This window comes from Sphingomonas sp. GW821-FHT09E03 (genome assembly GCF_059416225.1).
The window spans coordinates 188,116-210,231 of sequence record NZ_JBWKOS010000003.1; the positions used below are offsets into that span (position 1 = coordinate 188,116).

The 22,116-nt window shown below is 68.4% G+C and carries 20 protein-coding genes; 8 read left to right on the plus strand and 12 right to left on the minus strand.

All coding sequences use genetic code 11. From position 1 onward, the window contains the following. Positions 1–143 precede the first annotated feature (143 nt). The 5 genes from AC07M8_RS08745 (at position 144) to AC07M8_RS08765 (ending at position 6,124) form a co-directional block, all read left to right on the plus strand. Positions 144–1,487: a methyl-accepting chemotaxis protein gene (locus AC07M8_RS08745; protein ID WP_495174270.1), complete on the plus strand. Its 1,344-nt coding sequence runs from the start codon at positions 144–146 to the stop codon at positions 1,485–1,487. A gap of 49 nt (positions 1,488–1,536) precedes the next feature. After that, entirely contained in the window at positions 1,537–2,871 is a 1,335-nt protein-coding gene (locus tag AC07M8_RS08750; protein ID WP_495173956.1) for a methyl-accepting chemotaxis protein, read from the plus strand. 84 nt (positions 2,872–2,955) lie between these two features. After that, on the plus strand, positions 2,956–3,651 hold the full coding sequence (locus tag AC07M8_RS08755; RefSeq protein ID WP_495173957.1) for an SDR family NAD(P)-dependent oxidoreductase: 696 nt from the start codon (positions 2,956–2,958) through the stop codon (positions 3,649–3,651). Next, a complete protein-coding gene (locus AC07M8_RS08760) occupies positions 3,641–4,579 on the plus strand; it encodes a 50S ribosomal protein L11 methyltransferase (protein WP_495173958.1) in 939 nt (312 codons plus the stop codon). Before AC07M8_RS08755 ends, AC07M8_RS08760 begins: the two co-directional genes overlap by 11 nt. Positions 4,580–4,696: 117 nt before the next feature. Then, positions 4,697–6,124, plus strand: a complete 1,428-nt coding sequence (locus AC07M8_RS08765) for a carbohydrate porin (RefSeq protein WP_495173959.1) — start codon at positions 4,697–4,699, stop codon at positions 6,122–6,124. Positions 6,125–6,195: 71 nt separating this feature from the next. On the opposite strand, the gene phhA is transcribed toward AC07M8_RS08765, so the two are convergent. Continuing rightward, entirely contained in the window at positions 6,196–7,068 is an 873-nt protein-coding gene (gene phhA / locus AC07M8_RS08770; RefSeq protein WP_495173960.1) for a phenylalanine 4-monooxygenase, read from the minus strand. A gap of 25 nt (positions 7,069–7,093) precedes the next feature. Here phhA and AC07M8_RS08775 point away from each other — a divergent pair, with 25 nt between their 5' ends. Beyond that, complete coding sequence (locus AC07M8_RS08775; RefSeq protein ID WP_495173961.1) at positions 7,094–7,762, plus strand: TIGR02117 family protein; 669 nt, start codon at positions 7,094–7,096, stop codon at positions 7,760–7,762. Here AC07M8_RS08775 and mtnP read toward each other — a convergent pair. The 6 genes from mtnP to AC07M8_RS08805 form a co-directional block, all read right to left on the minus strand. Next, on the minus strand, positions 7,746–8,621 hold the full coding sequence (gene mtnP / locus AC07M8_RS08780; protein WP_495173962.1) for an S-methyl-5'-thioadenosine phosphorylase: 876 nt from the start codon (positions 8,619–8,621) through the stop codon (positions 7,746–7,748). The two genes, AC07M8_RS08775 and mtnP, sit on opposite strands and share 17 nt — an antisense overlap. After that, a complete protein-coding gene (locus AC07M8_RS08785; RefSeq protein ID WP_495173963.1) occupies positions 8,618–10,027 on the minus strand; it encodes an amino acid permease in 1,410 nt (469 codons plus the stop codon). Before AC07M8_RS08785 ends, mtnP begins: the two co-directional genes overlap by 4 nt. A gap of 209 nt (positions 10,028–10,236) precedes the next feature. Next, positions 10,237–11,031 (minus strand): transporter, encoded by a 795-nt coding sequence (locus AC07M8_RS08790; protein ID WP_495173964.1) that lies wholly within the window; start codon positions 11,029–11,031, stop codon positions 10,237–10,239. Next, entirely contained in the window at positions 11,028–11,798 is a 771-nt protein-coding gene (gene xth / locus AC07M8_RS08795; protein ID WP_495173965.1) for an exodeoxyribonuclease III, read from the minus strand. The genes AC07M8_RS08790 and xth overlap by 4 nt, the downstream gene beginning before the upstream one ends. Positions 11,799–11,801: 3 nt before the next feature. Further along, a complete protein-coding gene (erpA, locus tag AC07M8_RS08800; RefSeq protein WP_495173966.1) occupies positions 11,802–12,140 on the minus strand; it encodes an iron-sulfur cluster insertion protein ErpA in 339 nt (112 codons plus the stop codon). Between the two features lie 238 nt (positions 12,141–12,378). Then, positions 12,379–13,050 carry a M23 family metallopeptidase gene (locus AC07M8_RS08805; RefSeq protein WP_495173967.1) on the minus strand — a complete coding sequence of 224 codons (672 nt, stop codon included), beginning with the start codon at positions 13,048–13,050 and terminating at the stop codon, positions 12,379–12,381. Between the two features lie 331 nt (positions 13,051–13,381). On the opposite strand from AC07M8_RS08805, the gene AC07M8_RS08810 reads away from it, so the two are divergent. After that, positions 13,382–14,338 (plus strand): isopenicillin N synthase family dioxygenase, encoded by a 957-nt coding sequence (locus AC07M8_RS08810; RefSeq protein ID WP_495173968.1) that lies wholly within the window; start codon positions 13,382–13,384, stop codon positions 14,336–14,338. A 44-nt stretch (positions 14,339–14,382) separates the two neighbouring features. Here the strand turns inward: AC07M8_RS08810 and AC07M8_RS08815 are convergent, their stop codons facing one another. The 5 genes from AC07M8_RS08815 to hflK form a co-directional block, all read right to left on the minus strand. After that, entirely contained in the window at positions 14,383–15,612 is a 1,230-nt protein-coding gene (locus AC07M8_RS08815) for a M20 metallopeptidase family protein (protein ID WP_495173969.1), read from the minus strand. 12 nt (positions 15,613–15,624) lie between these two features. Continuing rightward, on the minus strand, positions 15,625–17,307 hold the full coding sequence (locus tag AC07M8_RS08820; protein WP_495173970.1) for a helicase HerA-like domain-containing protein: 1,683 nt from the start codon (positions 17,305–17,307) through the stop codon (positions 15,625–15,627). A 128-nt stretch (positions 17,308–17,435) separates the two neighbouring features. Then, on the minus strand, positions 17,436–18,977 hold the full coding sequence (locus tag AC07M8_RS08825) for a Do family serine endopeptidase (protein WP_495173971.1): 1,542 nt from the start codon (positions 18,975–18,977) through the stop codon (positions 17,436–17,438). A 118-nt stretch (positions 18,978–19,095) separates the two neighbouring features. Next, positions 19,096–19,974 (minus strand): protease modulator HflC, encoded by an 879-nt coding sequence (gene hflC, locus AC07M8_RS08830; protein WP_267396086.1) that lies wholly within the window; start codon positions 19,972–19,974, stop codon positions 19,096–19,098. Beyond that, complete coding sequence (hflK, locus tag AC07M8_RS08835) at positions 19,971–21,077, minus strand: FtsH protease activity modulator HflK (RefSeq protein WP_267396087.1); 1,107 nt, start codon at positions 21,075–21,077, stop codon at positions 19,971–19,973. Before hflK ends, hflC begins: the two co-directional genes overlap by 4 nt. 70 nt (positions 21,078–21,147) lie before the next feature. On the opposite strand from hflK, the gene AC07M8_RS08840 reads away from it, so the two are divergent. Continuing rightward, a complete protein-coding gene (locus AC07M8_RS08840) occupies positions 21,148–22,104 on the plus strand; it encodes an Mrp/NBP35 family ATP-binding protein (RefSeq protein ID WP_495173972.1) in 957 nt (318 codons plus the stop codon). Positions 22,105–22,116: the final 12 nt, after the last annotated feature.

Genomic DNA, 22,116 nt, shown 5'->3' on the forward strand with positions numbered 1-22,116 from the left:
ATGCAAGCGATTGCCCGCCCCCGCCCCCGTGATCTCACCCATCGCCTCGACCAACACCCTGTTAACCAATGCTGGTTAGATCGTGATGACAACCGGTCCGGGAGCCGGTGACTAGAGAAGGGTTTACCGTGCCGCAGAAGCAGTTGCCGCCGCCGGAGAGCGTAAGCAAGACGATCAACCTCGCAGAACGGCTGCGCTTGTTCGATCTGTCGCCCGCCGATGTCGAGCTGGCGCGCGAGCTGTGGACGGCAATCGAGGACGATGCCCGCTCGGTATCCGAGGCGCATTGGAAGCAGCGCCAGCGGCTGTACGGCGACGGCGGCAATTGGGCGCCGCACGAGGCGGACCGGATGATCGACCTCGGCGTCAATTACCTGCGCAACCGCTTCACCAACCTCGCCGGAATCTCCTGGGTCGAGTCGGCAGAGCGAACGGTCGCCAGCGCCTATTCGCTCGATGTCGGGCTCACCCCGATCCTGGCGATGACCGATGCCGGCGCGCGCCGCACCTTCGACATCCTGCGCCGCCGGCTCGACGCCACCGACGAACGCTATGTCCAGCTGACCGACCTGCTGCTGCGATTGCGCTCGCTGGAATGCGACATCTATTGCACGCTCTATTCGGCCTATCAGCGCCACAACGACAAGTTCCAGCGCGACCAGCTCGCCGAGGAGTTCCGCGAGGGCATCGCCACCGCGGTCGAGACCGCGACCGACGAGGGCCAGGTGCTCCGCGGCCAGGCGGCGCGCAGCTCGGGTTCTGCCCGCGGCATGCTCGGCAAGGCGAGCGAAGTCGCCGCCGCCGCCGAACAGTCCGCCGTCGCGATGCGCGAGGCGGCGCAGACCGCCGCCGGGCTGATCCGCGCGATCGAGGACGCCCGCACCGAGGTGGAGGCCGCTGCCGAGATCGCGCAGCGCGCCAGCGTCCAGGCGAGCAACGCGGTGGGCATGTCCGAAGCGCTGTCCGATCACGCCAAGTCGATCGAATCGATCCTCGGGCTGATCCGCGACATTGCCGGCCAGACCAATCTGCTCGCGCTCAACGCGACGATCGAGGCCGCCCGTGCCGGCGATGCCGGCCGCGGCTTTGCGGTGGTCGCCCAGGAGGTGAAGAGCCTCGCCAACCAGACCGCGCGCGCCACCGACGACATTGCCGCCAAGATCGCCTCGATCCAGTCGGCGACGCGATCGACGGTGGAGACCAACGCCAGCATCAAGACTACCGTCACCGAAGTGCAGGAATCCGCCGAGCGCATCCGCTTTGCGATGGAAGCGCAGGCGCAGACCGTCACCGCGATCACCGCGGCGGTCGACGAGACCGCGCTTGCCGCCGATTCGATGTCGTCGACCATTGCCGCGATCCGCGAGGACACCGAAACCGTGGCGGCCGAGATCGATGGGGTCGGCCGCGGCTTCGACCTGCTCGACGGCCGGTTGAGCAATCTCAAGAACAGCGCCGGCGACTTCATCGCCAAGGTCGCTGCATAAGGCAGCAGAGGATGACCGTGTGGGTAAGGTGGCCGCTTTAGGCGACGGCATGCATGCGCGACGCGGGATCGTCGAGCATCTGGGCGACTACGACTGGGATCATACGATCGCGGACGCGTGCGCGGATATCTGCGCGCTGTTTTCGGCCGCCGACTTCCGCCGGATCTCCGAGCATTTCTGGCAGCATTACCTGGCCTTGCCGGCGACCCAGCCGATCCGCCACTTCTTCCACGGCGAGCGGCTCGAACGGCGCCTGCGCGAAAGCGCCGACTATGCGCAGCTCAAGTACAGCGAACCATTCGGCGATCGCTGGGTGAAGATCGCCACCCGCCATGCCGAGCAGGCGCGGGCCTCCAACATCCCGCTGCCGACGCTGCAGGCCGCGCTCGCTTATTCGCACAGCATCACGCTGGCGATGATCGCGGGCCATGTCGCCGGCGATACCGTGCGGATGCTGCGCCTGGTGGATACGGTGCAGCGAATCTCGCTGGTCGAATCCGATCTGATGACCGGCCACCTCGCCGCACGCCAGGCGGCCGCCACCAGCGTCGAACGCCAGCAGCGCTCCACCGCCTTTCGCGACAGCATCGCCGGTTCGATCGAGGGCGCCGCGACGCTCGGCGCGCGGATCCAGGTACAGGCCAGCGGCGCGTCCGCCTCGACGCGCGACGTGCTCGGCAAGGCCAGCCAGATGGCCGCCGCCGCCGAACAATCCGCCTTCGCGATGCGCGAGGCGGCGCAGACCGCCGCCGGGCTGATCCGCGCGATCGACGAGACCCGCATGGAAGTGGACGCCGCCGCCGCCATCGCCCATCGGGCCAGCGACCAGGCGAGCGACGCCGTGCAGGTCAGCGAGACGCTGAGCGGACACGCCAAGTCGATCGAATCGATCCTCGGCCTGATCCGCGACATTGCCGGCCAGACCAATCTGCTCGCGCTCAATGCCACCATCGAGGCGGCGCGCGCGGGCGATGCCGGCCGCGGCTTCGCCGTGGTCGCGCAGGAGGTGAAGAGCCTCGCCAGCCAGACCGCGCGGGCTACCGACGACATCGCCGCCAAGATCGCCGCGATCCAGCAGGCGACGCACAGCACCGTCTCCACCAACGCCTCGATCCGCGCCACCGTCGCCGAGGTGCAGGATTCGGCCGATCGCATCAGGCTGGCGATGGAGGCGCAGGCGCAGACCGTCACCTCGATCACCGCCGCGGTCGACGAGACCGCGCTTGCCGCCGATTCCATGTCGTCGACGATCGAGACGATCCGCACCGATACCGATGCGGTCGCCAAGGAGATCGACGCGCTCGGCGCGGGCTTCGACGAGGTCGGCGACCGTCTCGGCCAGCTGCGCCAATCGGCCGAGAGCTTCTCCGCCAGCGTCGGCTAGGCGCCCAGCATCCAGTCCCCGCTATGATCAGGGCGGACGACGTGGCCTTTCGGTCACCCGCCTTCCTGTTCTAAGGCGAGGGTCATGACCATTCTCCTCACCGGATCGAGCCGTGGCATTGGCGCTGCCATCCACCAGACATTGACGGCGACCGGCGCCGCCGTGATCGGCCATGGCACCCGCACCGGCATCGCCGCCGATTTTGCCGATCCCGCCGCCCCTGCCGCTCTCTGGGAGGCGGCGCTGGCGCAGGCGAACGGCGCGATCGACGTGCTGATCAACAACGCCGGCGTGTTCGAGGCGAGCCCGCTCGACCAGCCGCACGGCAACTGGGTGGCGGATTGGGAGCGTACCCAGCGGATCAACCTCACCGCCGCCGCCGAACTCTGCCGCCTCGCCGTGCGCCACTGGCAGCAGCGTGGCTCGGGGGGGCGCATCGTCAACGTCGCCAGTCGCGCCGCCTATCGCGGCGACAGCCCGGCGCACTGGCATTATGCCGCCGCCAAGGCCGGCATGGTGGCAATGACCAAGACCATTGCTCGCGGCTATGCCCGCGACAACATCCTGGCCTTCGCGATCTGCCCGGGCTTCACCATGACCGGCATGGCCGAGGATTACCTCTCGAGCCGTGGCGGCGAGCAATTGCTGGCCGACATTCCGCTCGGCCGGGTTGCCGCGCCGGAGGAGATCGCCGATGTCGCCCGCTTCCTCGCGCTCGACGCACCGCCGTCGATGACCGGGGCGGTGCTCGACGTGAACGGAGCAAGCTATGTCCGCTGATTCGTGGAAGGTCACCCTGCCCTGCACCCGCGCCGAGGCCGAGGCGATCGATGCGGCGGACGATCTCGCGATCGACGCGGTGCTGATGACCACCGAGGAGGTGGAGGATGACGTCGAGCACTGGCGGCTCGACGCCTATCTGGAGACCGAACCCGATGCGCTGACCATCGCCTTGATTCATGCGCTGGTGCCGAGCGCCTCGGGTCACGAGCCGGCCGTCGAGCATCTCGCCGCCGCGGATTGGGTGGCGATGAGCCAGGCGGGACTCGAGCCGATCCAGGAAGGCCGCTTTGTCGTCCATACCGCCACGCACCAGCGCGAGGCGCCGACAGGCGGTCGCGCCTTTCTGATCGATGCGGGCCAGGCGTTCGGCACCGGCCATCATGGCACCACCGCCGGTTGCCTGGCGATGCTCGACGGGCTTGCCGACCGGCCGATCGCCAACGCGATAGATCTCGGAACCGGCACCGGCCTGCTTGCCTTCGCGGCGCGCCATCTGTGGCCGACTGCGCAGGTGATGGCGACCGACATCGATCCGGTCGCGATCGACGTCACCCGCGACAATGCCGCGATCAACCAGGTCGAGGCGGTCGATCTGGTCGTCGCCGACGGCGCATTGTCGGATGCGATCATCGCGCGCGCGCCTTATGACCTGATCATCGCCAACATCCTTGCCGGGCCGCTGGTGTCGATGGCGCCAGAGGTGGCGGCGATCGCGGCCCCGGGGGCGACGATCGTGCTCGCCGGGCTGCTCGACACCCAGCGGCAGATGGTGGTCGATGCCTATGCCGCCTGCGGCTGTTCGCTGGTCGCGACCGATCGGCGCGGCGACTGGACGGTGCTGCGGCTGGCCGCAGGCCCTACCCGTCACGTGCCGAGCGCGCCGGTCGATCCCAAGGGCCGCGACGGTTGGGCGCTGGATCTCTGAAGGGCCCCCACGCCGAACCGTTCGCACCTGCAAAATAATCGTTACGGTCGACGACGTTTTCCGGCAATGGCCGGTCGGCGCCGTGTCGACGCCATAGAGTGATGGGGGCCATAGACCATGTCTGTTTTGCGTAGCTGTACCTTGTCCGCGCTGCTGGCGTGCGCGGCAATGCCAACCGCCGCGCATGCGCAAGCGGTCGACCTCGGCGCACCGGCCCCTGCGCCCGACGCCGCCGCGGAACAGACGCCGGACACCAGCCAGGGCGATACCCAGCACCGCCCGCGCACGCCGATCCGCAGCGCACGCGACACCTCGCCCTCCGCGCTGATCGGCGACACCCAGAGTTCGCCACCGCCCGGCCTGTTCGGCGACTGGCAGAAGATCCGCACCCGACTCGGCGAGCGCGGCATCGGTCTCACCGCACGTTATGCCTCGGAGAGCGGCTACAATTTCGCCGGCGGTGAGCGCAAGCTGTTCCGTGAAACCGGCCAGTTCGACGTCGGCGCGCTGCTCGACCTTGACAAGCTCGTAGGGCTGAAGGGCGGCGCCTTCCAGGCGACGCTCACCTGGCGACGGGGTCTCAACCTGTCGGACGCGGCCGGGCTCGGCACGCTCCAGCAGGTGCAGGAAGTCTACGGCCGCGGCCAGACGGCACGCGTCACCCAGCTTTGGTACGAGCAGCGGATCGGCGACAAGGTCGAGATCAAGGTCGGCCGCACCAACCCCGGCGAAGATTTCGCGGTCTTCTCCTGTCACTTCATGAACTTGAGCTTCTGCGGCGCCCAGCCGGGCAATCTGGTCGGCGATTACTGGCAGAACTGGCCGGTGGGGCAATGGGGCGGGCGGATCCGGGTCGACCTCAATGACCATCTCTACGTCCAGACCGCGGCCTACGAGATCAACCCGCGCAACTTGGACGACCATTTCTTCGTCGCCCATTTTCACGGCGCCACCGGCGCGCTGGTGCCGATCGAGGCCGGCTATTCGCGCGGCGGCGACGATGGTCATGTCGGCTCGTACAAGGTGGGCGGCTGGGTCTCGACCGCCGACCGTGCCGACGTGCTGCTCGACGTCAACCACCAGCCGATCGTGATCACGGGGCTCGATCCGCTCCAGCGCACCAGCGCTTACGGCGTCTACCTCGCCGTCCAGCAGCAGCTCACCGGTACCTCTAAGGACGGCAAATCGGTGACCGGGCTCGGCATGTTTGCCAACATCACGCAGGCCGATCGCAAGACCTCGGTCACCGACAATCAGGTATCGATCGGCCTCTTTTACAAGGGGCTGGTGCCCGCGGTGCCCGGCGACGTGCTCGGCTTCGCGGTCGCCCGCACCAACGTCAACGGGCGCGCCGCCGAGGCCGACCGGCTGGTCCCGGGCACGCCGGTGCGCGACGCCGAATATGCCTCGGAAATCTATTACAGCATCCATCCGGCCGACTGGCTGGAGCTGCGCCCGAACGTCCAGTTCATCCACCATCCCGGTGGCGTCAAATCGGCGAACGACGTCGGCGTGCTCGGGCTGAAGGCGGCGATCACGCTGTAACGGGTGCGGGCTCCTGCACCGTCAGGAGCCTCGGTTGCGCCGGAGGTAAATCCGGCCTCCACCGTGCCAGATTAGGCGCTCGCCTTGCCCCGCGCATAGGCCTGCGTGCCTTCGGTGATGATCTCGTCACCCGGCACGATCTGCGCCACGGGGATGTCGGGCCGTGCCTTGAGCTCGGTATAGAGCGGCGCGAAATCGGTTTCGACCGTGATCCGCAGCAGCTCGTCGAAGCTCGGGATGACGAAGTAGTTCTGCTGGAAATCGTCGATCCGATACTCGGTGCGCATCACGCGGGCGATGTCGAAGCCGATCCGGTTGGGGCTGGGATCGTCGAGCGCGAAGCGGGTCTCGGCGAAGCTGGAGACGATCCCGGAGCCATAGATGCGCATGCCCTCGGGCTCGGCGATCAGCCCGAACTCGACCGTGTACCAGTAGAGCCGGCCGAGATACTTCAGCGCGTCCATGCCGAGCGCGCGCTGGCCGCCGCGGCCATAAGCCTCGAGATAATCGGCGAACACCGGGTCGGCGAGCATCGGCACGTGGCCGAACACGTCGTGGAACACGTCCGGCTCCTGGAGATAATCGAGCTGATCGGGCCGGCGGATGAAATTGCCCGCGACGAAGCGGCGATTGGCCATGTGGTCGAAGAACACGTCGTCGGGCACCAGCCCGGGCACCGCCACCACCTGCCAGCCGGTGAGCTTCATCAGCCGCTCGGACAGCTCGGCGAAATCCGGGATGCCAGGCTTGGAGAGCTTGAGCACGTCGAGCCCACGCAGATAGGCATGGGAGGCGCGGCCCGGCAGCAGCGCCGATTGCCGCGCGAACAGCGTGTCCCAGGTGGCATGTTCCTCGGCGGTGTAATGCTGCCAATCCTGCGCCACCGTCCAGTCAGCGCCGGCGCCTTCGGGAGGCGATTCGTGCACGTGCGTTTCCTCAACCATGTCTGCCGTCTAGCATGACGCGGCTATGACACGATACGCCACAATCCTGCGCACTGCCCTGCGCCGCACCGCACTCGCGCTGGTCGTGCTGGCCTGCGGCTATGCGCTGCTCGGGCTGGCCGGCGGGGCGATCCCCGCCAACCGGCGCTGGACGCCGCCCTCGAAAGGCATCCGCATCTTCGTCGAATCCAACGGCATCCATGTCGGGTTGGTCGTGCCCAAAATGGCCGCCGGGGTGGACTGGCGTGGCTGGGCACCCGCGCGCGACCTCGCCGATCCGCGTTATGCCGGCTACGATCATCTTGCGATCGGCTGGGGCGAACAGGGCTTCTTTCTCGGCACCCCGCACTGGTCCGACGTGCGGCCTGGCACGATCATCGCCGCCGCGACCGGCAGCGACCGGACGCTGATCCACCTCGAGCATGTCCCCGTGCCGGAGGCTGGCGGCGAGGTCCGCGCTATCGTCCTGCGCCCCGCGGAATACCGCCGACTCGCCGCTTATGTGCAGGCACGCTTTGCGCCCGGCGGCGCCCGCTACCGGGGCTATGACAGGAACGACGCCTTCTACCAGGCACGCGGCCATTATGACGCGTTGCGCACCTGCAACGCCTGGACCGGCGACGCACTCCGCCACGCCGGGGTTCGGGTAGGTTGGTGGACGCCCTTCCCGCTCGGCGTCATGGCCTGGTTCTGAGCGCCCGCCCGGCAACGGCATCCAGCCGCGCGACCAGCGCGGGATCGCGCGCGCCGGGCGCGGTGATGATCGCGCTGTCGAGGCAGCGGTCGATCGGCGACGCGGTCCGCACGGCCGGTAGCGCGGCGAGCAGCTGCATCACCAGCGCGCGGGCATGCGCTGCGTTGGCGGCAAGCTGCCCGATCACCTGCGCGACATCGACCGCCTCTTCGCCCTCGCGCCAGCAATCATAGTCGGTGACCATGCCGACCAGCGCATAGGGCAGCTCCGCCTCGCGGGCGAGCTTGGCCTCGGGCATCGCGGTCATCCCGATCACCGCGCAGCCCCATTGCCGGTAGAGCAGGCTTTCCGCGCGGGTGGAGAATTGCGGCCCCTCCATCGCGAGATAGGTGCCGCCGCGGGTGATCGCCGCCCCCGCCGCCTCGCCCGCCGCGGCCGCGAGCGTGGACAACCGCGGGCACACCGGATCGGCCATCGACACATGGGCGACGAGGCCGGTGCCGAAGAAGCTGGCAGGCCGTCCCTTCGTGCGGTCGATGAACTGGTCGACGATCGTGAAGCTGCCCGGCGGCCGCTCCTCGACCAGCGAGCCGACCGACGAGATCGCGAGCAGATCGGTAACGCCAAGGCGCTTCAGCGCATCGATGTTGGCGCGCGCGTTGAGCTCGCCCGGCGCGATGCGGTGGCCGCGGCCGTGGCGCGGCAGGAACGACACGCGGGCGGCTCCGACCCTGCCGGTGAAGATCGCGTCGGACGGCGTGCCCCAGGGGCTCGCCACCTCCACCCACTCGCCATCTTCTATCCCGGCGACATCGTACAGGCCCGAGCCGCCAATGATGCCGAGGTGCCATCCGCTCACGCGCGGTTTTCCCAGATCCGCCGATCAGCCATGCCACGCGCAAACAGGAAGTAGATGATCAGGCCGAGCGCGTTCCAGCCGAAGAAGGCGACCTGCGTCACCACCTGCAGGCTGGTGAACAGATAGCAGCAGCCGATGATGCCGAGCGGCGCGACGATCCAGGCGAGCGGGGTGCGAAACGGCCGCCGCGCCGCCGGATCGCGTCGGCGCATCACCAGCACGCACGCCGCCACCGCGACGAATGCGCATAAGGTGCCGGCATTGGCGAGGCTGGCGATCACATCGAGCGGGGCGAGACCGGCGATCACCGCGACCAGCACCGCCGTCACCGCGGTGATCCGCGCCGGCGTGCCGCGCCGCGACACCTTGGCGAGACTCTTCGGCAAGAAGCCGTCGCGCGCCATGACGAGGAAGATCCGGCTCTGCCCGTAGAGGAAGGCGAGCAGCACGGTCGGCAGCGCGATCGCCGCGGCGGCGGCGACGATCGTCGCGATCCGCCCCTGCCCGATCTCGCGCAGGATCAGTGCCAGCGGCTCGGGACTGTCGGAAAAGCGGGTGAAGCCGATCGCGCCGACCGCGGTTGCGGCAACGATCATGTAGATGGCGGTGCACGCCACCATCGAGCCGACGATACCGATCGCCAGGTCACGGTCGGGGTTCTTGGCCTCCTCCGCCGCGGTGGAGATGGCGTCAAACCCGTAGAAGGCGAAGAAGATGATCGCTGCGGCGCCCATCACGCCATATTTGATCCCGCCGGCATGCTCGTCGCTGCCATAGCCATAAGGCGCGAACGGGTGGAGATTGGCCGCGTCGAAGTGCGGCAGCGCGACTGCGACGAACAGCGCCAGCGTGACGATCTTGAGCACCACCAACGCCGTGTTGATCCGCGCGCTCTCGCGCGTGCCGAGCATCAGCAGCCCCGCCACCACCGCGATGATCAGCACCGCCGGGAGGTTGATCACGCCGCCGAGCGCGGGGCCGTTGGCGAGCGCCGGCGGCACGACGATCCGCAACCCCTTGAGGAAGCCGACCGCATAGCCCGACCAGCCGACCGCCACCGTCGCCACCACCAGCGAATATTCGAGGATCAGGCTCCAGCCCACCACCCAGGCGAACACCTCGCCGAGCACCGCATAGCTATAGGTATAGGCAGACCCGGAGGCGGGGATCATCGTCGCCATCTCGGCATAGCAGAGTGCAGCGCAGGCGCAGATCGCACCGGCGATGACGAAGGAGAGGATCACCGCCGGGCCGGCGCGATCGGCGCCGACCCCGATCAACGTCAGGATCCCGGTGCCGACGATCGCGCCGACGCCGAGCGCGACGAGATGCGGCCACGACAGCGTCCGCGCGAGCTGCTGCCCGGGCGGCTGCGCGGTGATCGTCTTGCGGCGAAACAAACTCATCGATCGGGCTCCCCTTTGCCCCACGGTTACGGGGTGGGGAACGGCAGTGTAAAGGGGCCGGGCGGCTGCACGCTACGGCTTCATTCCACGCTTTGCAGCCGTCATCCCGGCGGAAGCCGGGATCTCGGGCGGTGGCGCAGGACAAGAGCCGCTAAAGACCTCGGGTCCGACGTGCCAGACAGCCTGGGCGTTTCGCCCGAGCGGAAAGCTCAGAACCGCTTGGCGATTCCAGCGACCAGCTCGACATCGGGCGCTGCATGGTTGAGCCCGGCATTGCCCTGGACGTCGAACTGGAGATCGTCCTTCGCCTGCCAGGCCACCGATAACGCCGCGAGCGCCTGGGTGGCGTGGTCCTCGGGATCATTGTCGCGGATCACCTGTCCTTCGCCGGTCAGCGTCACCGCCTTGCTGAGCTTGTACGAGACCCCGCCGACCGCGGAATATTGCAGGTGCCGGCCATCGCCGTCTTCGTCCACCGCGGCGTCGACCTCGGGCACCGCCTCGAGCGACAGCGCGTCCGTCAGCTCGTAGGTGACCGGCAGCACCAGACCCGCGCCCCAGTCGCCCGCGGCGATCGGGCTTCGCCCCACCGGCAGCGTCGCATAGGGCAGCACCGCGATCGACAATTTGTCGCCATCGGGGTTGAGCAGGTTGATCTTGGCGCCGAGGCTGACGTCGCCGACCCGGTCGCGGCTGTCGATCGCCCCGGTGGCAAAGTCGCGGGTGCGCTCATGGCCGAACGGCGTCCAGCCGACCCTCAGCTCGACATTGTCGGCGACGCCGACGCGCACGGTCGTGTCGCCGATCAGCAACGTATCGGTGCGGCTGTCCGCCTGCTTATCGAGCGTCCAGTCGGCCACCGAGGTCTCGACCGAGACATGGCCCTTGTCGATCGTGCAGGCTGGGGTGCCGAGCCCGGGACGGTCCGGGCAATAGTCGCGCAGATCCTGCGACGCAGCGGGCGTGGCGACGACCAGCGCCGCGGCGGCGATCGGCCATTTCATCGCAGCCGCACCCAGGTCGGCGCATGGTCGCTCGCCTTTTCGCGGCCACGATATTCCTTGTCCACACCGGCCTCCTGCAATCGGTCTGCCACGGCAGGGCTGAGCAGCAGGTGATCGATCCGGAAGCCCGCGTCGCGCTGCCAGCTGCCTGCCTGATAGTCCCAGAAGGTCCACACGCCGCCGGTGGGGTGGCGCGTGCGCAGCGCATCGGTCCAGCCCTGCGCCAGCAGCCGGCGATAGGCTTCGCGGCTTTCCGGCTGCATCAACGCATCGTCCTGCATCGCGGGCACCGAGAAGGTGTCGTCGTCGTTGGCGATGACATTGTAGTCGCCGCACAGCACCGCCGGCACCTCGGCCTCGAGCAACGCGCGCGCGCGCTCCGCCAGCCGCTCCATCCAACGCAATTTATAGTCGAACTTGGGGCCAGGCTGGGGATTGCCGTTGGGCAGATAGATTGACGCGACCACCAGCCCGTCGACCTCGCATTCGAGATAGCGGCTGTGCTCGTCCTCGATCTCGCCCGCAAGCCCGCGCTGGCGCTCGACCGGGGTCTGCCCCTTGGCGAGCACGGCGACGCCGTTGAAGCCCTTCTGCCCGTGCCACACCGCGCCATAGCCCGCTGCCTCGATATCGGCGGTCGGGAACGTCTCGTCGCTGGACTTCAGCTCCTGCAGGCACACCACGTCGGGCTGCTGCTCGGCGAGATACTCAAGGAGCCGCGGCAGCCGCGCCTTGATGCCGTTCACATTGTAGGTGACGATCTTCAAGCGTCAGATCGCAAAGCTGGAACCGCAGCCGCACCCGCTCGCCGCATTGGGGTTCTCGACGCGGAACGCCGCGCCACCCAGCGACTCGACGTAATCCACCTGGCAGCCGCGAACGAGATCGAGGCTGACGCTGTCGACCACCAGCCGCACCCCATCGGTCTCGGCGATCGTGTCATCGCCTTCCGGTGCGTCGGCCATGCCGAACTTGTACTGGAACCCCGAACAGCCACCGCCATCCACCGACAAGCGCAGGATCGCCGGCTTGTTCTGCTTGGCCGCGATCGCCGCGACGCGCGCGGCGGCGGAGGGAGTGAGGGCAATGTCTTGAGCTAGGGTCGCCATGCGACGCAGATAGGCGCTCGGCGGGGTGGCGGCAACCGGAAGCCGGTATCGGGCGCCAAGGCGCGGCGCCCTTAGTCCGTCATCCAGCGCGGGCTGGGATCTTCATGAGGCATGTACCGCCCGGCAACAACGAGACCCCAGCTTTCGCCGGGGTGACGATTGGTGGCGAGAGAAGACGGCTGAAAGATGCGGTGGTTGCTGATGCCGCGGTGACGGATCAAGAACCGCGCTGCCGCAATCAATCCTGCGCGGCGGGCCCGTCGGTCGACACCGGGATCGCATGCACCGACCGGTCCTGCGCGGCGAGCAGATAGTCGGCGGTGGTCAGGAACGGGATCGGGTTGACCGCATGGCCGTCGATGCGGACCTCGTAATGGAGGTGTGGGCCGGTCGAGCGGCCGGTGGAGCCCATCAGCGCGATCAGCTGGCCGCGGGTCACCTTGGCGCCATCGGCGACCAGGATCTTGGAGAGGTGGCCGTAGCGGGTGGCGATGCCCTTCCCATGGTTGATCTCGACCATGTTGCCATAGCCGCCGAGCCGCGAGGCGTGATCGATGATGCCGTCGGCGGTCGCATAGACCGGAGTCCCGACCGGGCCGGGAATGTCGACGCCGGCGTGCATCGCCGCGGTACCGCGGAACGGATCGGAGCGGATGCCGAAGTTGCTGGTGAAGTTCAGCTTCTGCACCGGCTGCACCGACGGGATGGCGATGCCGCCACCGCTGTGGGTGTCGAGCTTCTTCCAGCTCTGGAACAGGGTGCGGAACTGGGCGTCGGCCTTGAGGTCGGAGGTTGCCTCGACACTGCCGGTCGGGATCATCGGCCCGCCGACGGCGGCGGCGGTGCTGGCCGGTGCGCCTTCGGCCCCCGGAGCGGCCATCGCGCCCGTCGCGGGGAGCATCACAACCATAAACGCGGCGAGTGCAAGGTCTGCAGCAGTACGGGCAAGCTTGTTCATCGGACCCCAGATGATTCGCCGCCCTCGTCCTTCGACGAAGCCGGCATCGTGCTCTTCCCTGATACGCAGCCCCTCCGCGCCCCAGTGAGTAAGGGTGTGCCCTTATCTCATCGCCCGCGACAAGGGCGCCGCCGCCGACTCGCGGCAAACCGCCATTGGGCCGCGCCAAGCCGTTGAACCGAGCGGGCCACGGCGGCGATTGGGCGCCTTGGTCGCGGCAAGTTGCGCATGACGCGCCACACCGCGCGGCCTATAGCTGTGGCTTCACAGACGGACACAGATCATGCTCGACACCCCCGCCGCCCAGGTCCCCACCCTCAGCCTCGCCCAAGCCGATACCGACCCCGCCGGCTTCGCCGCCGCCTTCGGCGGATCGTTCGAGCGATTCGGCTTTGCGGTGATCGCCGATCACGGGGTGCCGCAGGAACTGATCGCGCGCGCCTGGGCCGAGACCGAGGCGTTGTTTGCGCTGCCCGATGCCGAGAAGCGCGGCTATTTCATCGAGGGCGCGGGCGGTGCGCGCGGCTACACGCCGTTCAAGACCGAAATCGCCAAGGACGCCAAGCACGTCGACCTCAAGGAATTCTGGCATGTCGGCCGCGAGCTGCCGGCGGGGCATCGTTTCGCCAAGGACATGGCGCCGAACGTCTGGCCCACCCGGCCCGAGGGCTTCAAGGACACGTTCGTCGAGCTGTTCGCCGCCTTCGACCGCGCCGGCGACAAGCTGCTCTCGGCGATCGCGCGCCATCTCGGGCTCGACCCGCACTGGTTCGATCTCGCGGTAAAGGACGGCAATTCGATCCTCCGCCTGCTCCACTATCCGCCGATCCCGATCGACGCGGAGGGCGTGCGCGCCGGCGCGCACGAGGACATCAACCTCATCACCCTGCTGCTCGGCGCCGAAGAAGCCGGGCTCGAACTGCTCGATCGCGACAGCGGCACGTGGCTGGCGATCAAGCCGCCGGAAGGCGCGATGGTTGTCAACGTCGGCGACATGCTCCAGCGCCTCACCAATCACCTGCTGCCCTCGACCACGCATCGCGTCGTCAACCCCGCGCCCGAGCGCCGCGGCCATTCGCGCTACTCGATGCCCTTCTTCCTCCATCCCGCGCCCGATTTCCTGATCGAGACGCTGCCGCAGACCATCACTGCGGCCAACCCGAACCGCTACCCGGAGCCGATCACCGCGCACGACTATCTCCACCAGCGGCTGGTGGAGATCGGCCTGATCAAGAAGTGACGGCGGCCCTGCCTACCCCCTTCGCCTAGGCGAAGGGGGTTAGTTTACCCCAGCCCCTGCTCCAGGAACCGCGTCGCCACCGCGCAGTGCAGCGCGATGCCGCGTGCCATGATCGATTCCTCGATCGTCATGCGCGTGTTGTGCAGCGGCGGGTTGGTCGCCGGGTTGCTGCCCGCGGGCGCGGCGCCAAGGAACGCCATCGCGCCCGGCATCGTGCGCAGCACATAGGAGAAATCCTCCGCGCCCATCATCGGCGCGGGCATCAGCTGGAAGCCGTCGGCGCCGCCGAGATCCTCCGCGCACGCCTGCATCAGCGCTACCGCGCGCGGATCGTTGACCGTCACCGGATAGCCGTCCTCGATCCACGCCTCGCCGGTGAGGCCATGCGCCGCCGCGATGCCCTCGACGATCCGCGCGAACGCCGCGCGCATCAGCTGCCGGGTCGCTTCCGACAGCGTCCGCAAGGTACCGAGCATCCTCACCTCGCCCGGCACGATATTGTGCGCGGAACCGGCGTCGATCTTGGTGATCGACAGCACCGCAGGGTCCGTCACCGGAACCCGCCGCGCGACGAAGGTCTGCAGCGCGGAGACGATCTCGCAGGCGACGGGGATCGGATCGAGACAATCGTGCGGCATCGCCGCATGGCCGCCGGCGCCGCGGATCACCGCGTGGAGCGTGTCGGCAGACGCCATCAGCGGCCCCGGCCGGGTCACCAGCACGTTGGCGGGCGCGTTGGGCAGGATGTGCAGCGCGAACGCCGCCTCGGGCGCGGCGATGTCGAGCAGCCCGTCGTCGATCATGTAGCGGGCGCCGTGATAGCCCTCCTCGCCGGGCTGGAACATGAACACCACCGTGCCGGCCAGCTGGTCACGCCGCGCCGAGAGCGCCTTGGCCGCGCCGACCAGCATCGCGGTGTGCGAATCATGCCCGCAGGCGTGCATTGCGCCATTGATCAGCGAGGCGAACGGCAGCCCGGTCTCCTCGTGCATCGGCAGCGCGTCGTGATCGCCGCGCAACAGCACGGTGCGGCCGTTCCCCTGCCCCGCGCTGCCGCCACCGCGCAGGATCGCAACAAAGCCGGTGGTCGAGCGGCTGTCGTGGATCTCGAGCGGCAGCCCGGCAAGCGCCGCCTTGATCTTGTCCGCAGTGCGCGGGCAGTGCAGCCCGATCTCGGGATCGGCATGGATCGCGCGACGCAGCTCGATCACCTCATCGAGCCCCGCCTCGCCCACCGCGCTCCACGCGCCGGCGCCGTCGTCATCCAGGCTCATCGCATCCATTTCCTATCTACCGCGCAACAGATTGCCGAGCACGCTGCGCATCACCGTACCGACCAGCCCGCCACTCGAGGCCGACGAACGTCGCGTGCCGCCGCCGAACACCTGCTTGCCGATCTCGTTCGCCACCTGGCGGCCGATCGACGAACTCGCCGCCCGCGTCGCCGAGGTTAATGCCTTGCTCCAGGGCGAGTTCGCCGCCTCGCGTTCCGCCGCGGCCTGCGCCTGCGCCGCCACCTTGGCGTCGCGATCGGCATCGCGCTGCGCCGCGATCCGCGCGCGCTCGGCCTCCTTGGCGGCCTGCGCGCCCTGCTTGGCCTCGACCGCGGCGGCCTTGTCGGCCGCGTCCTTGGCCTGGCTCGCCGCCACGGCTGCCGCGGCCTCCTGGGTCTTGGCGGCGAGCAGCTCCTCGGCGGATTCGCGATCGACCACCGTGTCGTACTTGGCGCCGACCGGGTCGGTGTCGATCAGCACCTTGCGCTCGTCGGGCGTCACCGGGCCGACCCGCGATGCCGGCGGCTTGATCAGCGTCCGCTCGACCGGCGCCGGCGATCCGTCGGGCAGCAGCAGCGATACCAGCGCCTCGCCGACCTTGAGCTCGGTGATCGCGGTAGCGACGTCCACCCCGGGGTTGGCGCGAAAGGTGGTCGCCGCGGCCTTGACCGCGGCCTGATCGCGTGGAGTGAAGGCGCGCAGCGCGTGCTGCACGCGGTTGCCGAGCTGCCCTGCTACCGTATCGGGAATATCGATCGGATTTTGCGTGATGAAGTAAATGCCGACGCCCTTGGAGCGGATCAGCCGCACCACCTGCTCGATCTTGTCGAGCAGCGCCTTGGGCGCCTCGTCGAACAGCAGATGCGCCTCGTCGAAGAAAAAGACGAGCTTGGGTTTGTCAGGATCGCCGACCTCGGGAAGATGCTCGAACAGCTCGCTCATCAGCCACAGCAGGAAGGTTGAATAGAGCTTGGGCGCGGCCATGAGCTTGTCGGCGGCGAGGATGTTGACGATCCCCCGGCCCTTGTCATCGGTGACCAGGAAGTCGTCCATGTCGAGCGCGGGCTCGCCGAAGAAATGCTCGGCGCCCTGGCTGCGCAGCTGCAACAGCGAGCGCTGGATGGCGCCGATCGACTGTTTGGAGACATTGCCATATTGCGTCGTCAGCTCGGCCGCGCGGGTCCCGCAATGCGCGAGCATCGCCTGCAGGTCGTCAAGGTCGATCAGCAGCAGCCCCTCCTGATCGGCGACGTGGAAGGCGATGGTCAGCACGCCTTCCTGCACCTCGTTGAGGTCCATCAGCCGTGCGAGCAGCAATGGGCCCATCTCGCTGACGGTGGTGCGGATCGGGTGCCCCTGCTCGCCGTACAGGTCCCAGATTTGCACGGGATTATCGGCATAGGCCCAAGCGGTGTCGCCGATCTCGGCGGCGCGCGCGGCGAAGGTCGCGTGGTTCTTGCCCTGAGGCGATCCGGCCATCGCGAGCCCGGCGAGATCGCCCTTCACGTCGGCGACGAAGCTCGGCACGCCCGCCTTGGAGAAGCCCTCGATGATGCCCTGCAGCGTCACCGTCTTGCCGGTGCCGGTGGCGCCCGCGATCAGCCCGTGGCGGTTGGCGCGCTTGAGATCGAGCATCTGACGGCTGCCGACGCCCCCTGCCCCGACACTGGCGCCGATGAAGATTCCGTCGCTCATCCAAACTCCTGATCTTCCCGGACGATGAGTCTAGCCCGCGCGCGACGCAAAAGAAAAGGGCCGTCGCTTCCACAAGCGACGGCCCGTTGTTCAGATCGATGCTCCCGCCTGCGCGGACGCGCCGGGGCTTACCCCTTGATCTTGACCGGGATGAAGGCCTTGGCGCCACGGCCACGCTGCACCAGCAGCAGCACCTGCGGGCGGCCCGCCGCCTTGGCCTGGTTGACCGCGGCGCTGAGCGCGGCAGCGGTGGTCACCGGGGTGCTGTTGACCGCGAGCACCACGTCGCCGCGCTTGAGCTTCTGTGCCGCATCGCTCGACTGGTCGACCGCCGCAATGACGACGCCCTGGATCGTCGGATCGACACCGATCGCACGCGCAATCCCCGCGGTCAGCGGCTGGACGGTGAGGCCCAGCGCACCGCCGTTGGCGGGTGCCACCGCGCTGCCATCATCGTCGCCGTCGTCGGAGCCGAAGCCGCCGTCATCGCCGCCGCTGACCAGCGCCTGGAGCTGCTCGGTCGACGGCCGCGCCGCCACGGTGACGTTGACCGTCGTGGGACGGTTGTTGCGCAGCACGTCGAGCCGCGCGGTGCCGCCCGGCTTCACGTTGGACACCAGCCGCGACAGCGACTGATCGGGGGTGACTTCCTCGCCGTTCACGCGGACGACGACGTCGCCCACCTTGAGACCGGCCTTGCCTGCCGGGCCGGTCGGCTCGACGCCGGAGATAAGCTCGCCCTGGTTCTTGGGGATGCCGAGCGCCGCCGCGGCGTCATCGTCAATCGCGCCGCCCAGCGTCACGCCGAGGTAGCCGCGCTGGATCTTGCCGCCGGTGCGGAAGGTCTCGATGATCGGCTTGGCTTCTTCCGCGGGAATGGCGAAGCCGATGCCGATGTTGCCGCCCGACTGCGAGAAGATCTGGCTGTTGATGCCGATCACATTGCCGTTGAGATCAAACATCGGGCCGCCGGAATTGCCCTGGTTGATCGAGGCGTCGGTCTGGATGAACCGGTCATAGGCGCCGCCCTGGCCGGTGACGCGGTTGATCGCCGAGATGATGCCGGCGGTGACGGTGCCGCCGAGGCCGAACGGCTCGCCGATCGCGACCACCCAGTCGCCGACGCGGGCGCGCGACGAATCGCCGAACTTGACGAACGGCAGGTTGGTTGCATCGATCTTGAGCAGCGCCAGATCGGAATCGGTGTCCTTGCCGATCACCTTGGCGACATATTCCTTGTGATCGGACAAGGTCACGGTGATCGAATTCACCGTCGCGCCCTGCGCGCCCGGCGAGATCACATGATTGTTGGTGACGACGTAGCCGTCCGGCGAGATCAGGAAGCCCGAGCCCAGGGACTGGCCCTCGCGCTTAACCGGCGCGCCACCCTGGCCGCCCATGCCGCCGAACAGTTCACCAAAGGGCGTCCCCGAAAAGGGATTGGCCGGCTGCTTCTGGACGATGGTCTGCTTGGTCGAGATGTTGACCACGGCGGGCTGCAGCCGCGCGACCATGTCGGCGAAGCTCATCGGCGCGCCGCCTTTGGGCGCGGCTGCCTGGATCGCGCCCGGCTCGTTCTGCGCGACCTGCGCGACGCTCGGCTGGAGGGCGAGGGTGGCGGTGGCACCGCCGAGGAGCAGCGCACCGGTGATGGCGTAGGCGTAACGCACTAGTGGAAAGTCCTCTCATAGGGGGTCAGACCGATAATCGGAGCCGCAATGGCCCCAACCGGCTGAACGCCGCTTGAATATTCACGTACCCGCAAGCTGGTAGCGATCGTGCCCGCAATCAACGCCCGCGACCCTCGAACTCGCGAAGATAGCTGTTGTTGGGCGACAGGATGATCGAGGTCGAGCCCTTGGGTGCCTCGCCGCCATTGGTGCCGAACGTCACCCGGTACGACTGCATCGCCCGGTAGAAGTCGTAGAAGTCGGCATCCTTGGTGAAGCTCTGCGCATAGATCTGTGCGGCTTGGGCATCGGCCCCGGCGCGGATGATCTGCGCATCCTTCTGGCCCTGCGCGCGGATCGTGGTCGCCTGCTGCTGCCGCGCGGTCCGCATCGAGTTGAGCGCACTCTCCAGCGGGCTGCCGTCCGGCAGGTCGGCATGCTTGATCCGAACGTCGACGATCTCGACGCCATATTGCGACGCGAGCCGCTGCAGCCGGGCCTGGATATTGTCCATCACCCGGTCGCGCTCGGGGCTGAGCAACGTCGCGAACGGCTGGTTGCCGAGCTCGTTGCGGATCGAGGTGCCGAGCAGCGGCGCCAGCGCATCGGTGATCCGGCTCTCGGTCGAACCGGTGCTGCCGGTGGCATTCACCGCCTTCAGCGGATTGACGATGCGGTAGCGCGCATAGGCGTCCACCTCGAGCCGCAGCTGATCGGAGGAGAGCACCTGCTGGTTCTCATATTCGACGTCGAGCACGCGCTTGTTGATCCACACCAGGCGGTCGACGAACGGGATACGCGCGATCAGCCCGGCGCCGGTGTGGCCGAACACCTCGTTCTTGCGATAGGCGTTCACCGTGCGCACCGGCTGCTCGAAGCGGAGCACCACCACCTGCTGGGTCTCGGGAACGATGGTGATCGTCGCCGCGAGCAGGATCACCAGCGCGAGCAGGGCGAGGCCGATGGTCACGGGGTTGCGGAGGAGCGCGGGGTTCACTGGCCGCCTCCCTGCGTCGCCTGGGGCTGCGCCGCGGCCGGCACGTCCGGCAGTCGCTTGACGCGATCGAGCGGCAGATAGGGCACTACCCCGCCGGTCTCGACGATGGTCTTGTCGGACTTGGCTAGCACCTGCTCCATGGTCTCGTAATACATCCGGCGGCGGGTCACCTCGGGAGCGAGCCGATACTGTTCATACACCTTGTCGAACTGCGCAGCCTCGCCCTGCGCCAGCGCAACGATCTGCTGGGCATAGGACTGCGCCTTGTTGCGCGCCGCCTGCGCGTCCTGCTGCGCGGCAGTGACGTCCTTGAACGCGTCGTTGACCTGGCTGGGCGGATCAGCCTGCTTGATCGCGACGCCCTGGATGCGGATCCCGGACTTATACTCGGTGAGCACCCGCTGCATCCGCTCCTGCACCTGGTTCTCGATCAGCGTACGGCCCGGCCCGAGCGCCTGGTTGAGGCTGACGTTCGCCACCACCTCGCGCATCGCGCTTTCCGCGGTGGCGCGCACCGTCTCGCGCGGCTTGTCGATCTGGAAGACGTAATCCTCGGGGCTCGAGATCGTCCAGCGCACCGAATAGGCAAGATCGATGATGTTGCGGTCGGCCGTCAGCATCAGATTCTCGGCACCCGTTTCCGGGAAATCCTCGGTGCGGATGTTCTGCACGTCCACCTTCACCACCCGCGCGATCGGCGCCGGCAGCGTCACTGCGATGCCGGGATCGAGCGTGCTGGAGTAGCGGCCGAAATAGGTCACGACGCCGCGTTCCTGCGGCGCGATCGGGTGGATCGAGGTGTAGAGCACCCACACCAGCAGGATGATCCCCGCGCCGATCAGCCACAGCGCCCGCGGATTGGGCGCGGTCGGCAAGCCGTTGAAGCCGCCACCGCCGCCGCCGCCATTGCCGCCGCGAGCCTTTTTGAGAAATTCATCGAGCGCACTCGGCTTGCCGCCGGGCTTGCGGCCGCCGGGCGGGGTCGCCCAGGGGTTGCGGGGGCCCCCGGCGCCGCCGGCATCGTCGCCCTGGCCCCACGGGCCCTTGGGTGGTTCGACGGCGAGAATGGTAGGGCGCGTGGACCGGCCCGGCAGGATTGTCATCCCACCTTTATAAGAGGGCGGCAGCTAAAAAACAGTGCCAAGCCTGCGCAGGCCTCCTATCTGGCTGCGCATGATCCAGGACACAGTGGCAGCAGCCGTCCGCGCAGTAGCGGGCAACCGGGCGACGGTGCGGATGGACGGCGCCCGCGTCGGCATCGTCGTCGACGCGACCGGCCTTGCCGAGGCGGACCGCGCCGCGCTCGAACGCGACGTCCGCGCCGCCGCTGCCGCCGTACCGGAGGTCGGCGAGGTCCGCGTCGTGCTCACCGCCGAGCGCGTCAACCGCCGGCTGATCGCGGTCGCCAGCGGCAAGGGCGGGGTCGGCAAGTCCACCGTCGCCGCCAATCTCGCGATCGCGCTCCACGGGCGCGGCCGCCGCGTCGGGCTGGTCGATGCCGACATCTACGGTCCCTCGCAGCCGCGGCTGATGCAGGCCGAGGGGACGCGGCCGACCGCCAAGGACAAGGTGCTCGATCCCGTTCCCACCCGCTACGGCGTGCCCTTGCTGTCGATGGGCCAGCTGATCGAGCCCGGCAAGGCGATCGCCTGGCGCGGGCCGATGATCGCCGGCGCGCTGACCCAATTGGTCGACGCCGATTGGGGCGCGACCGACACGCTGGTGGTCGATCTGCCGCCCGGCACCGGCGACGTCCAGCTGACGATGGTGCAGAAGCACAAGCCGGCGGGCGCGGTGATCGTCTCGACGCCGCAGGATCTGTCGCTGATCGACGCCACCCGCGCAATCGACCTGTTCGACAAGGCCGGCGTGCCGATCATCGGCCTGGTCGAGAACATGGCGGGCTATGCCTGCCCGCATTGCGGCGAGGTCTCCGATCCATTCGGCAACGGCGGCGCCGAGGCTACCGCCACCCGGCTCGGCCTGCCCTTCCTCGGCCGCATCCCGCTCGCGATCGGCGTCCGCACCGCATCCGACGCGGGCGAGCCGCCGGCCGCCGGGAACGGCGCCGACGGCGCGGCGTTCCACCTTATAGCGGGCCGCGTCGCCGACTGGCTCGAGACACATTGATCGAGAAGGAGC

Coding starts and splice junctions, on each gene's coding strand:
- AC07M8_RS08750 (WP_495173956.1), top strand. CDS start 1,537: ATGCATGCGCGACGCGGGATCGTCGAGCATCTGGGCGACTACGACTGG.
- AC07M8_RS08755 (WP_495173957.1), top strand. CDS start 2,956: ATGACCATTCTCCTCACCGGATCGAGCCGTGGCATTGGCGCTGCCATC.
- AC07M8_RS08760 (WP_495173958.1), top strand. CDS start 3,641: ATGTCCGCTGATTCGTGGAAGGTCACCCTGCCCTGCACCCGCGCCGAG.
- AC07M8_RS08765 (WP_495173959.1), top strand. CDS start 4,697: ATGTCTGTTTTGCGTAGCTGTACCTTGTCCGCGCTGCTGGCGTGCGCG.
- phhA (WP_495173960.1), bottom strand. CDS start 7,068: ATGGTTGAGGAAACGCACGTGCACGAATCGCCTCCCGAAGGCGCCGGC.
- AC07M8_RS08775 (WP_495173961.1), top strand. CDS start 7,094: ATGACACGATACGCCACAATCCTGCGCACTGCCCTGCGCCGCACCGCA.
- AC07M8_RS08785 (WP_495173963.1), bottom strand. CDS start 10,027: ATGAGTTTGTTTCGCCGCAAGACGATCACCGCGCAGCCGCCCGGGCAG.
- AC07M8_RS08790 (WP_495173964.1), bottom strand. CDS start 11,031: ATGAAATGGCCGATCGCCGCCGCGGCGCTGGTCGTCGCCACGCCCGCT.
- erpA (WP_495173966.1), bottom strand. CDS start 12,140: ATGGCGACCCTAGCTCAAGACATTGCCCTCACTCCCTCCGCCGCCGCG.
- AC07M8_RS08805 (WP_495173967.1), bottom strand. CDS start 13,050: ATGGTTGTGATGCTCCCCGCGACGGGCGCGATGGCCGCTCCGGGGGCC.
- AC07M8_RS08810 (WP_495173968.1), top strand. CDS start 13,382: ATGCTCGACACCCCCGCCGCCCAGGTCCCCACCCTCAGCCTCGCCCAA.
- AC07M8_RS08815 (WP_495173969.1), bottom strand. CDS start 15,612: ATGAGCCTGGATGACGACGGCGCCGGCGCGTGGAGCGCGGTGGGCGAG.
- AC07M8_RS08820 (WP_495173970.1), bottom strand. CDS start 17,307: ATGAGCGACGGAATCTTCATCGGCGCCAGTGTCGGGGCAGGGGGCGTC.
- hflK (WP_267396087.1), bottom strand. CDS start 21,077: ATGACAATCCTGCCGGGCCGGTCCACGCGCCCTACCATTCTCGCCGTC.
- AC07M8_RS08840 (WP_495173972.1), top strand. CDS start 21,148: ATGATCCAGGACACAGTGGCAGCAGCCGTCCGCGCAGTAGCGGGCAAC.